Annotated in this window: 10 protein-coding genes; 4 read left to right on the top strand and 6 right to left on the bottom strand. The window is 63.6% G+C overall.

Translation table 11 applies throughout. From position 1 onward, the window contains the following. Nucleotides 1-8 precede the first annotated feature (8 nt). The 3 genes from GRI58_RS11085 to GRI58_RS11075 are packed head-to-tail and all read right to left on the bottom strand — an operon-like array spanning nt 9 to nt 1,888. Nucleotides 9-566 (bottom strand): LptA/OstA family protein, encoded by a 558-nt coding sequence (locus GRI58_RS11085; protein WP_160753672.1) that lies wholly within the window; start codon nt 564-566, stop codon nt 9-11. Continuing rightward, complete coding sequence (locus tag GRI58_RS11080; RefSeq protein WP_160753671.1) at nt 566-1,246, bottom strand: LPS export ABC transporter periplasmic protein LptC; 681 nt, start codon at nt 1,244-1,246, stop codon at nt 566-568. Before GRI58_RS11080 ends, GRI58_RS11085 begins: the two co-directional genes overlap by 1 nt. Before the next feature lie 24 nt (nt 1,247-1,270). Continuing rightward, on the bottom strand, nt 1,271-1,888 hold the full coding sequence (locus GRI58_RS11075; protein WP_160753670.1) for a ribonuclease D: 618 nt from the start codon (nt 1,886-1,888) through the stop codon (nt 1,271-1,273). An 81-nt stretch (nt 1,889-1,969) separates the two neighbouring features. Here GRI58_RS11075 and GRI58_RS11070 point away from each other — a divergent pair, with 81 nt between their 5' ends. The 3 genes from GRI58_RS11070 to GRI58_RS11060 all read left to right on the top strand — a co-directional run bounded on the left by GRI58_RS11070 (nt 1,970) and on the right by GRI58_RS11060 (nt 4,052). Continuing rightward, the gene (locus GRI58_RS11070; RefSeq protein ID WP_160753669.1) at nt 1,970-2,653 is read left to right on the top strand and encodes a uracil-DNA glycosylase; all 684 of its coding nucleotides are present in this window, start codon (nt 1,970-1,972) and stop codon (nt 2,651-2,653) included. Nucleotides 2,654-2,832: 179 nt separating this feature from the next. After that, a complete protein-coding gene (locus tag GRI58_RS11065; protein WP_160753668.1) occupies nt 2,833-3,159 on the top strand; it encodes a TraR/DksA family transcriptional regulator in 327 nt (108 codons plus the stop codon). A gap of 230 nt (nt 3,160-3,389) precedes the next feature. Next, nucleotides 3,390-4,052: an Npun_F0296 family exosortase-dependent surface protein gene (locus GRI58_RS11060; protein ID WP_160753667.1), complete on the top strand. Its 663-nt coding sequence runs from the start codon at nt 3,390-3,392 to the stop codon at nt 4,050-4,052. Nucleotides 4,053-4,135: 83 nt separating this feature from the next. Here GRI58_RS11060 and GRI58_RS11055 read toward each other — a convergent pair whose 3' ends face one another. Beyond that, nucleotides 4,136-4,783, bottom strand: coding sequence for a TetR/AcrR family transcriptional regulator (locus tag GRI58_RS11055; protein ID WP_160753666.1), 648 nt, complete (start codon nt 4,781-4,783; stop codon nt 4,136-4,138). Nucleotides 4,784-4,862: 79 nt separating this feature from the next. Here GRI58_RS11055 and GRI58_RS11050 point away from each other — a divergent pair, with 79 nt between their 5' ends. Next, nucleotides 4,863-5,570, top strand: coding sequence for a CPBP family intramembrane glutamic endopeptidase (locus GRI58_RS11050; protein ID WP_160753665.1), 708 nt, complete (start codon nt 4,863-4,865; stop codon nt 5,568-5,570). Between the two features lie 4 nt (nt 5,571-5,574). Here GRI58_RS11050 and GRI58_RS11045 read toward each other — a convergent pair whose 3' ends face one another. Next, nucleotides 5,575-7,011: a glutamate synthase subunit beta gene (locus GRI58_RS11045; protein ID WP_160753664.1), complete on the bottom strand. Its 1,437-nt coding sequence runs from the start codon at nt 7,009-7,011 to the stop codon at nt 5,575-5,577. After that, a complete protein-coding gene (gltB, locus tag GRI58_RS11040; protein ID WP_419957041.1) occupies nt 7,011-11,660 on the bottom strand; it encodes a glutamate synthase large subunit in 4,650 nt (1,549 codons plus the stop codon). The genes GRI58_RS11045 and gltB overlap by 1 nt, the downstream gene beginning before the upstream one ends. Nucleotides 11,661-11,709: the final 49 nt, after the last annotated feature.

Here is an 11,709-nt window from a genome sequence, read left to right as displayed (position 1 = left end):
GTCGGCGTTCAGTTCTGCTGTGGTACGCTGAAAGTGCCGGTTACCCTTCCATTGGAGCTGTTCGTAGTCGATCCCGCGACTGCCGACGACCCGCTGGCGCTGCCATCAACGCTCGACACGCCGCTGCGGAGATCGATCACCAGCCGCCCGCCGTTGAGCGTATCACTGCCACGCTTCAAGTGGACATTGCCCGACATGGTGATGATCCGCCGATTGAAATCGTAGACCGCCACATCGCCGCTCGCACGTTCGTTGCCGCGCGTCACCGTCACCCCGCCGGTCGCCATGATCCGTTGGATCTGAAGCTTGTTGGTATTGGTGTAATTGACCAGCGTGCGTGCCGCGGTCAGCGTCAGTCCGGCCTGATCGAAACGGACATTGCCCGACAGAACGACCCGATCCTGCCGATCCTGCAATTCGATCCGGTCCGCGCCAAAATCGACCGGCGCGTTCGAATCGTGGCTGGCGATCGCCTGCGCATGGAGGTGGATGCCGGCCATGGCTGTCAGAGTCAGCACGAAGCCGGCCAGTGCCGATCGGGTCATGGTAGGCAGGAGATCGCGCATCAGGGCATCCTCATCTGGTTCACTTTGCCCGGGATCATGTGCAGCCGCGCGTCACCGATCAGCGATATCGTCCGGGCGGCGATATCGGCTTCGAGACGGTTGGCGGAAAAAGTGCCCGCCGGGGTCGACCCGGAGACGCCGCCCTGGCCAGTTACCATCCGGTCGGCAAGGTCGATCGAAACGTCGTTCAGCACCATCGCGTAGCCATCGGCAGCGGTCATTTCGACCGTGCCTGGGACCCGGACCATTTCATCGGCGATGTTATAGGTACCACCGGGTGCCTGAAGCCGTGCCGGCCCGTCCGGCAGCAGGATGCTGGCGACCAGATTCTGCATCCGCACGATCCCTTCGGCACTCGATCGCTGGATTGCATTGCCCGCGCTGAGGGAGAAGGGCTGGCCCTTGTTGTCGGTTCCGCGATAAAGCGCGGCGTTGGAACTCAGGCGTTCGTTCACCACCGCCACTTTCTTGCGGTCGAGCAGGAAGCTGACTTCGCCGCGCGGCGAAAGCGGCGTCACCACCATCAGCGCTGCGACGACCCCCACGCCCATCGGCAGTGCCATCGCCAGGAACTTGACCAGCCGATCGTGCGAGCCGCCGGGCTCGGCGAAGTGCTTGCGCGCGTCGCGCAGCTGCTTCGCCTCCTCGGTTTCGATTCTGCCGCGTCGTTTGAAGACCATGGGCCCCTCTTCGCCGTCGCCACCTTAGGCGTGGCTGAAGATATCCTGTTCGGCCCAGCCCGCAATATCCAGCCGCGCGCGGGTGGGCAGGAAGTCGAAACACGCCTGCGCGATCTCGCTGCGGCCCTCGCGTTCGAGCCGCCGTTGCAGTTCGTCGCGCAGTCGGTGGAGGTGGCGCACATCGGATGCGGCATATTCGCGTTGCGCATCGCTGATGTCCGGGCCGCCCCAGTCGGAGCTTTGCTGCGCCTTTGACAGCGAAACGCCGAGCAGTTCTTCGACAAGATTCTTCAGGCCATGGCGATCGGTGTAGGTACGGACCAGCTTGCTCGCGATCTTCGTGCAGAACACCGGAGCAGCGGTAACGCCGAGATAATGCTCGATCGCCGCGAGGTCGAACCGGGCGAAGTGATAGAGCTTGGTCCGCGCCGGATCGGCCAGAACCGCCTTCAGCACCGGCGCATCGTAGCTGCTGTCGGGGCCGAAGCGGACGAGATGCTCGTCGCCTCCGCCGTCGCTGATCTGGACGATGCATAGCCGGTCGCGACCGGTGATGAGGCCCATCGTCTCGGTATCTACTGCAATCGCACCATCGGCCAGAACGCCTTCGGGCAAGTCTTCTTCGTGAAAAAATATCGCCATGATCCGGCGGGCGTTAGCGGGATCGGGGATCGAGGGGAAGGGGCGCTGGAAATGACGAGGTTTGCGCTTTAGCGAAGGGGCATGACCGAAGGCGCAATTCCCGAAAGCTGGCGCGCTGCGCTGGAGCCGGTGCTGGCGACGCCCGAATCGCGGCAGCTGGGCGGCTGGCTGCGGGCCGAGGAGCAGGCGGGCAAGACCATTTACCCCCCGCGCGGGTGTCGCCTGCGCGCGCTCGAACTGACGCCGCTCGACGATGTGAAGGTGGTGATTCTTGGACAGGACCCGTATCACGGTCCGGGGCAGGCGATGGGTTTGAGTTTTTCCGTTCCCGGCGGCGTCCGCCTTCCGCCGAGCCTGATCAACATCACGAAGGAGCTGGAAAGCGATCTCGGTATTCCGCGGCGCCGGAGTGGCGATCTGACCGGTTGGGCCCGGCAAGGCGTTTTGCTGCTCAACAATACGCTGACGGTCGAGGCGGGACGCGCAGGCAGCCATGCCCGACATGGCTGGGAAGCGATTACCGATGCGGCGGTGGCGGCGGTTGCGGCCAGGAATGCGGCCAGCGTGTTTATCCTGTGGGGCAGCCATGCGCAGGCCAAGGCCGTGCGTATCGCGGGGCTCGAAGATGGCCGCCATCTGGTTTTGCGCAGCCCGCATCCAAGTCCGCTGTCGGCACATCGCGGCTTTTTCGGGAGCAAGCCGTTCAGCCGCGCGAACGCCTTTCTTGCCACGCACGGGCGCGGGACCATCGATTGGACGCTGTAGGACAAAATTAGGATCCCGCCGGGTCAGTCCGACAGGATGGAACACATGGAACACGGTCCTGATGCAAAAATTCCTGGCCACCCCGTGTACGGATCGCGCGGTCGGCAGGATGGTGCAAGGGCGGCATGGGGACATCTTGCCTGCTTGCCATGCCCCGCGCTGTGTAGGAAACTCGCCCGGTGACAGAGGAAGAAGCTCTCATCCGCCTGCTCGCGCGCCGCGAAGAACTCGATGCCGAGGATAATGTGAACGCCGATGCGCGCGGAACGGTCGAACTGCGGCAGGACAGCGTGGGGCGGCTGAGCCGGATGGACGCTCTGCAACAGCAGGCCATGGCACAAGCGGCGGAGCGGAGGCGGCTGGGCGAGAGGGCTCGCATAAATGCTGCACTTGCGCGCATCGATGAAGGCGAATGGGGCTGGTGCGTGCAATGTGGCAACGCCATCGAGCCGAGGCGATTGGCGCATGATCCAAGCGTTGCAAATTGTATCGAGTGCGCAAGCTGAGGCGATAGCAAAGTCTGTTCAGCTCTTTGCGGAAGCGTCCCATTATGGGGCGCCCAAAATTTCGGCTTCATTAAATTTCGTTAAGGTGTATTGTTGATTTGTCTCGCAGTCGAATCGACCTGCGGTGAGTCGGGCGCAAAAAACAGGACTCTCCCCTCGGGGTGATACCGAAAACCTTTGATAAAAATGCGGGATTCTCCCGTTTCCCAACGTGGTTCAAGGAGCTTGACATGAAGAAACTCGTTTTAACATCGACTGCAGTGGCGTTGGCCTCGATGGCCACTGCCGCTGGTGCGTCGGTGACTGTCACCACTTCGCCGGGTGCGGCCGTTTATGCTGGCCCTGCGCCAACCTATGATTTCGACACACCTGGGACGACACCGACCAACTCGGGTGGTGGAATTGTCGGACCGGGCACCACCAGTGGCCAGTACGCACAGCCGCTCGGTAGCACCGGCATGTATTTTTCGGTCGGCCCGTCGACGTCGTCACCGGGTACTATCGATATCGCCAATGCCACCGGCGTAAACTGGGTGTCTTTCATCTGGGGTTCGGTCGACACCTACAACACACTTGAAGTGCTCGGCACGGGCGGTTCGGTACTTGCCACGATCATGGGTGGCAGCCTTCCGCCGGCAAACGGCAATCAGGCTTCAGCGAACAGCAACCCGATCGTGACCTTGACCTTCTCGGGTCAGGATGCGTTCGATTTCAGCGGTCTGCGCCTGTCCTCGACCAGCAATGCTTTCGAGATCGATAACATTGCGGTCAATGCCGTGCCGGAACCGGCAACCTGGGCGATGTTCATCCTCGGATTCGGCCTGCTCGGCGGCGTGCTTCGCGCACGCACCGCAGCGCGCCGTCGTTCGCATAGCGCGCTTTCGTTCAGCTGAGCTGAACTCGAGTACGAATTGCAAGAACCCGGTCCGGCAGTCATGCCGGGCCGGGTTTTTATATTTCCGGAAGGTGGATCTGCTTATCGCTCGGGTGCACTGGCGGCAGGCCCGCGAAGATAGCCCAGCAGCATGGCGTGAAGTTCCCTCGCCAGCGCCTCGTCGGTCAACTCGAATCCGGGTTCGTTGGTCGCCATACTGATCGCCCCCATCATCATGTCGATCGCGAAGCCAGCGGCAATGCGCGGATTGTCATGCACAATTTCTGCGGCGCAATCGTCCAGCATGTCGAGGGCGAGAGTGCGCAACGTCTGGCGAAGGCGCTGCATGGCGTCGGTCAGAATGGGATTGCCCGATTGGCTCGCCGCTTCGTCGAATGCGCGCGCCAGCCGACCCTCGCGCCGCTGGTTTGCGACTGCCAGCTCGAGCAATGTTCGTAGCCGGGAATCGAGCCCGGGGTGCCGTTCGACAAGCAGTGCGAAACCCTGCTCGTTCGACTGGCGAACCCGCTCGAGATAGCGCAGGATTACGGCAGCGATCAGCGCATCCTTGTCGCCATAACGGCGATAGACGCTGCCCACCGAACGACCGGCGCGCCGTGCGACCTCCTGAATAGTGCAAAGCTCCAACCCGCCTTCGCGCATGGCGTCTTCGGCGGCGTCACACAGCAGGCCCTCAGTCTTGTGGCTGCGGTCCTGCATGGCTGAGGGCGGAGCGGCGTGGGAAGGCATGACCACCAGATAGGCTTGACTCGCAATAATGTAAATGTGAATTCGCATTCATAAATAGCATTAGACCGGAGTCGCTTTGATGTCGCATGGTTCACTGCCCGATTGGGTGCTGCTCGTTTTTGGGCTGGCAGCCATGCCAATTGCATCGCTGTTGGCCGGCCGCAGACTGGTCGATGCGCGATCGGGCGGGCGAGAAGTGCTGGTTCGGTATCGCTGGATCATAGGGCGCGGATTGCTGGTCTCGCTCGCACTGCTCTGCACATGGGGGGCGACGGGCCGGTCCTTCGCAAGTCTTGGCTTGGGCTCTGATTTCGACAGCCGGGCATGGCTGGGCTTCGGGATCGATGCGCTGTTGCTCGGTGCAATGGCGTGGCAAATCTTTTTGCTGCGGCCCGGACCGGAGCAAGCAGCGCTCATCAAACGCCGCTTGATCGACAGTCACATGGCACCGCAGACGCGAGCCGAATTTGTCCTCTTCCCGCAAGTCGCACTGATCGGCAGCATCGCGGAAGAGTTGTTTTTCCGTGGCTTTGTGTTCTGGATGCTGGGACCGATGTTGAGCGTGTGGGGCGCGGCGGTGGCGTCGGCTTTACTTTTCGGTATCGCCCACGCCTATCAGGGGCGCGTGGGTATCATTCGTACCGCCCTGATCGGCCTTACATTCGGGATCGGATTTGCGCTGACGGCCAGCTTGTGGTGGCTCATCATCGCGCATGTGCTGATGAACCTCACCGGTTACGCGATGGCACTCAAGCTCCGGAACGTGTTGCCCGTTCAGGCCGGCTGAGCGATCAACGTGGCAACTCGCTGACCCCCATCAATGCTTCGTCAACCGCGCGTGCCGCCTGACGTCCTTCGCGGATGGCCCAGACGACCAGGCTCTGCCCCCGGCGCATATCCCCACAGGCGAACACGCCCGCTTCGCTGGTGGCGTAGCTGATGGTGTCAGCAGCAACATTGCCGCGCTCGTCCAGTTCGACCTCCGCCCGGTCGAGCAGGCCGCGCTGCTTGGGGCCGGTAAAGCCCATCGCCAGCAGGATCAGATCGGCGGGCAGGGTGAATTCGCTGCCCTCGACTTCGGTCATGCGTCCGCTGTCCCATGATAGCCGCACGCACTCCAAACCCGTGACCACGCCATCTGTCGCCACGACGCGCTTGGTCAGCACGGCCCAGTCGCGCTCCACGCCCTCTTCATGGCTTGAGGATGTGCGCAGCTTGAGCGGCCAGTTGGGCCAGGTTACCGCCTTGTCTTCCTTTTCGGGCGGCTGCGGCATGATTTCGAGTTGGGTGACGCTGGCCGCGCCCTGCCGGTTCGATGTACCCACGCAGTCCGATCCGGTGTCGCCGCCGCCGATCACGATCACATGCTTGCCGGTCGCGGTCAGGCTTCCGCGTGGCGCGGCCCGCACTTCGTCGTCGCCCGCGTTGCGCTTGTTCTGCTGGGTCAGGAACTCCATCGCCAGCCGCACGCCGGGAAGCTCTGCCCCGGGAATGTCGAGCTGACGCGCCTTTTCCGCACCACCGGCCAGCACAACCGCGTCGAAATTGTCCTTCAACGCCTGCAAGCTGACCTCGACGCCGACTTCGGCGCTGGTACGGAACTGGACGCCTTCGGCCTCCATCTGCACCGCGCGGCGGTTGATCAGGTGCTTTTCCATCTTGAAGTCGGGAATGCCGTAGCGCAGCAGCCCACCGACCCGGTCGGACTTCTCGAACACGGTCACGGCATGGCCGGCGCGTGCAAGCTGCTGGGCGCAGGCGAGGCCAGCGGGACCACTGCCGATCACTGCAACCGATTTGCCGGTCTGCGTTTCGGGCACCTGCGGCTTGATCCAGCCTTCTTCCCAGCCCCGGTCGACGATTGCGCATTCGATGCTCTTGATCGCTACCGGCGTGTCGACGATGTTGAGCGTGCAGGCCGCCTCGCATGGCGCGGGGCAGATACGGCCAGTGAATTCGGGGAAATTGTTGGTCGAGTGCAGCACTTCGAGCGCGCGCTTCCAATCATCCTCGTAAACCAGATGGTTCCAGTCCGGGATGATGTTGTTGACCGGGCATCCGGTGTGGCAGAACGGAATCCCGCAATTCATGCAGCGCGCCGCCTGCCGGGTCAGCTCTTCGGGCGCCAGCGGGACCATGAACTCCTTGTAGTTCTTGACCCTTTCGGCGGGATCGATGCTGCCGGGAACCTGCCGGTCGTATTCGAGGAAGCCTGTTTCCTTGCCCATTATTCCGCAGCCTCCATCGCCGCCTGTTCGCGTTCGGTTTCCAGCGCTTTGAGCGCGCGGGCGTAATCGCGCGGCATGACTTTCTTGAACTTGCCCAGTGCCGCATCCCAATTGGCCAGCAGCTCGCCCGCGCGCGCCGAGCCGGTGTGGAGCTGGTGGCGTTCGACCAGTACCTTCAGCCGTTCGGCGTCGTGGTACAGCGGATCGCCCATCCCCATGTCGGTGACGTTGCGGGTGCGCTGCTGCGGGCGGCCGGTGCCGTCCTCGCTGTCGCGTCCGGTCTCGACGGCAGTCACATCGACCTGCGCCATGTTGCACAGCCGTTCGAAGCGGTCGTCGGGATCATAGACATAGGCGATGCCCCCGCTCATCCCGGCGGCAAAGTTGCGTCCTGTCGGCCCGAGCACGCAGACCACCCCGCCGGTCATATATTCACAGGCATGATCGCCCGTACCCTCGACCACCGCGACAGCACCCGAATTGCGCACCGCGAAACGTTCGCCCGCGACACCGGCGAAATAGGCCTCGCCCGCAACCGCGCCATAGAGGACAGTGTTGCCGACGATGATGTTCTCACCCGCATTGCGCGGGGCATTGTCCGGGGGGCGGACCACGATCCGGCCACCCGACAGCCCCTTGCCGACATAATCGTTGGCATCGCCGGTCAGTTCGATGCTGACGCCATGGGCGAGCCAAGCGCCAAAGCTTTGTCCGGCGACCCCGGTAAAGGCGATGCGCAGCGTTTCGGGCGGCAGGCCGGCAAAGCCATGCGCCTCGGCAATGCGGCCCGACAGCATCGCGCCGACGCTGCGGTTGACGTTGCGGATGGTGCGTTCGAGCACCACCGGCTCGCGGCTGTCGATGGCTGCGCGCGAGGCGGCGATCAGTTCGTTGTCGAGCGCCGCGCCCAGCCCGTGATCCTGCTCCATCGTATGGCGCAGCGGTGTCCCCTCGGCCAGCGGCACCTGCTGGAGGATGCGCGACAGATCGACGCCATGCGCCTTCCAGTGGCGATGCACGCGGCCCATTTCGAGCCGGTCGACCCGACCGACCATCTCTTCGATCGTGCGGAAGCCCATTTCGGCCATGATCAGCCGCAGCTCTTCCGCCACGAAGAAGAAATAGTTGATGACGTGCTCGGGCGTACCGGTGAAGCGCTTGCGCAGCACCGGGTCCTGCGTCGCCACGCCGACCGGGCAGGTGTTGAGATGGCATTTGCGCATCATGATGCAGCCCGCGGCGATCAGCGGGGCGGTGGCAAAGCCGAATTCGTCCGCCCCCAGCAGCGCGCCGATAGCAACGTCGCGCCCGGTTCTGAGGCCGCCATCGACCTGCACCGCAACGCGGCTGCGCAAATCGTTGAGCAGCAGGGTCTGCTGCGTTTCGGCAAGGCCGATTTCCCATGGGCTGCCCGCGTGCGTCAGGCTGGTCAGCGGGCTCGCCCCGGTGCCGCCTTCATAGCCCGAAATGGTGATGTGGTCGGCCTTGCACTTGGAGACGCCCGCCGCGACCGTGCCGACGCCGACCTCGCTCACCAGCTTGACCGAAATGCGCGCCGCAGGCTGGACGTTCTTGAGGTCGTGGATCAGCTGCGCGAGATCTTCGATCGAATAGATGTCATGGTGCGGTGGCGGGCTGATCAGGCCCACGCCCGGCGTGGAGTGGCGCACTGCGGCAATCGCCTTGTCGACCTTGTGGCCGGGCAACTGGCCGCCTTCGCCGGGCTTGGCGCCCTGCGCCATCTTGATCTGGATATCGTCCGAATTGACGAGATATTCGGTGGTCACGCCGAAGCGGCCGCTGGCGACCTGCTTGATCCGGCTGCGCATGGTGTCGCCATTGTCGAGCGGCTTGAAGCGATCGGGCTCCTCGCCCCCCTCGCCGGTATTCGAACGCCCGCCGATGCGGTTCATCGCCAGCGCCAGCGTGGTGTGCGCCTCCCTGGAGATCGAACCAAAGCTCATCGCCCCGGTGCTGAACCGCTTGACGATTTCGCTCGCCGGTTCAACCTCGTCCAGCGGCACCGGCTTGGCCGCCGGTTTCAGCTCCATCAGTCCGCGAATGGTCAGCAGGCGCTCGGCCTGCTGGTTGATCGCCAGCGAGAAGGCTTCGTAGCTTTCGTGCCGACCCCCGCGCACCGCGTGCTGCAGGTTGGCGATGGTCTCGGGCGTCCATGCGTGGTCCTCGCCGCGCAGGCGGAACTGGTAGATCCCGCCGACATCGAGCATCCCTTCATAGAGCGGGCTGTCGCCATAGGCATGCGCATGGCGGCGCACCGCTTCTTCGGCGACCTCGATCAGGCCGACGCCTTCGATGGTGGTGGCGGTGCCGGTGAAATAGGCTTCGATGAACTCGCTCGACAGGCCGACCGCGTCGAAGATCTGCGCGCCGCAATAGGATTGATAGGTCGAGATGCCCATCTTGGACATGACCTTGAGGATGCCCTTGCCGACGCCCTTGAGGTAATTGCTGCGCACGGTCTCGGGATCGAGCGCGGGCAATTTGCGCGCGCGAATATCCTCGAGCGTTTCGAGCGCGACGTAAGGGTTGATCGCTTCCGCGCCATAGCCCGCCAGCGCACAGAAATGGTGCACCTCGCGCGCCTCGCCTGTCTCGACCACAAGGCCTGACTGCATCCGCAGGCCCTGTCGCACCAACTGGTGATGGACGGCAGCGGTTGCCAGCAGCGCGGGCATTGGGATGCGGTCCGGCCCCTGCGCCCGGTCGGAGAGGATCAGGATGTTGGCATCGGCCAGCACCGCCTCGGTCGCGGCCCAGCACATTTCCTTGAGTGCCATCGCCAGGCCTTCGGCGCCGGTGCTGGCATCCCAGGTGATATCGATGGTCGCGGTCTTGAACGCCCCGTCGAGCGCGACTTCGACCGAGCGGATCTTTGCCAGGTCTTCATTGGTGAGGATCGGCTGGGCGACCTCGAGCCGCTTGTGCGTGCCCGCATCGCGCCCGAGCAGGTTGGGGCGCGGGCCGATCATCGACAGCAGGCTCATCACCAATTGTTCGCGGATCGGGTCGATCGGCGGATTGGTTACCTGCGCGAAGTTCTGCTTGAAATAATCATAGAGCAGCCGTGGGCGACTGGAGAGCACGGCAATCGGCGTATCGGTGCCCATCGAGCCGAGCGGATCATCGCCCGCGCGCGCCATCGGTTCAAGGAAGCGCGACAAATCTTCCTGCGTATAGCCAAACGCCTGCTGGCGTTCGAGCAGGCTGGTGGCCTCCTGCGGCAGTTCGGACAGCTCGGGCTCGATATGGTCGAGATCCTTGAGCTTGTATTGCGCTTTGGACAGCCATTCCTCGTAGGGGTGGGCGTCGGCCAGCTCTGCCTTCAGCTCGTCATCCTCGATGATGCGACCCTGCTCGAGGTCGATCAGCAGCATCCGCCCCGGTTGGAGCCGCCATTTGCGCAGGATGTCTTCCTCCGCGATCGGCAGCACGCCGCTTTCGCTGGCCAGCACGACGAGATCGTCTTTGGTGACGCAATAGCGTGCCGGGCGCAGGCCGTTGCGATCGAGCGTCGCGCCGATCTGGCGCCCGTCGGTGAAGCATACCGCCGCAGGCCCGTCCCACGGTTCCATCAATGCGGCGTGATATTCGTAGAATGCGCGTCGCGCGGGGTCCATCAGCGGATTGCCCGACCATGCTTCGGGCATCAGCATCATCATCGCATGGGCGAGGCTGTATCCGCCCGCCAGCAGCAGCTCGAGCGCGTTGTCGAGACAGGCGGTGTCGGATTGCCCGTGCGGGATCAGCGGCCACATCTTGTCGAGATCGACGCCGAGCAGCTCCGATTCCATCGTGCGGCGGCGGGCGTTCATCCAGTTGACGTTGCCGCGCACCGTGTTGATTTCACCATTATGCGCAGTGAAGCGATAGGGGTGGGCGAGCCGCCAGCTGGGGAAAGTGTTGGTTGAGAAACGCTGGTGCACCAGCCCCATCGCGCTGACGCATTCGGGATCGCGCAGATCGTCGTAGAAACTGCCGACCTGATTGGCCAGCAGCAGGCCCTTGTAGACGATCGTGCGGCTGGAAAAGCTCGGGATATAGGTGTCCGCCAGACGCGGCAGATCGTGCTTGGCGGCCAACTTCTTCAGCGGGTTGAGCGTCTGCTTGCGGATCACCACCAGCTTGCGCTCGAACGCGTCCTGATCGGGGCAGCCTTCGCCCCTTGCGATGATGCACTGGCGCATCACCGGCATCGACGCGATCACCGCATCGCCCAGTCCGTCCAGCGTCGTGGGCACATCGCGCCAGCCAAGCACGCGCTGGCCTTCCTTGATGGCGAATTTCTCAAGCTGTTCGGCGGCGAAGGTGCGTGCGGCTTCGTCCTGCGGCATGAAGCATTGCGCCACGGCATATTCGCCCGGTGGAGGTAGGGTGACGCCCTCCGCCTCGGCCCAGCGGCGCAGCAGCGGATCGGGAATCTGCAACAGGATACCCGCGCCATCGCCCAGCAGCGGATCGGCACCCACGGCGCCACGATGGTCGAGATTGCCCAGAATCTCGAGTGCGCGCGTCACGATATCGTGGCTTTTGATGCCCTTGATGTGCGCCACCATGCCTACACCGCAGGCATCGTGCTCGTTTCTGGGGTCATACAGACCCAAGGGGGCGGGCGTACCCGTCATACTCATAGCGATCCTCAATCCTCGCGGGGGCCGGGCCATCGCAACGCGCAAGGCG

Origin of the sequence: Qipengyuania algicida, assembly GCF_009828025.1 — a bacterium.
Taxonomy (GTDB): Bacteria; Pseudomonadota; Alphaproteobacteria; order Sphingomonadales; family Sphingomonadaceae; genus Qipengyuania; species Qipengyuania algicida.
This window is presented reverse-complemented; position numbering and strand designations above follow the sequence as displayed.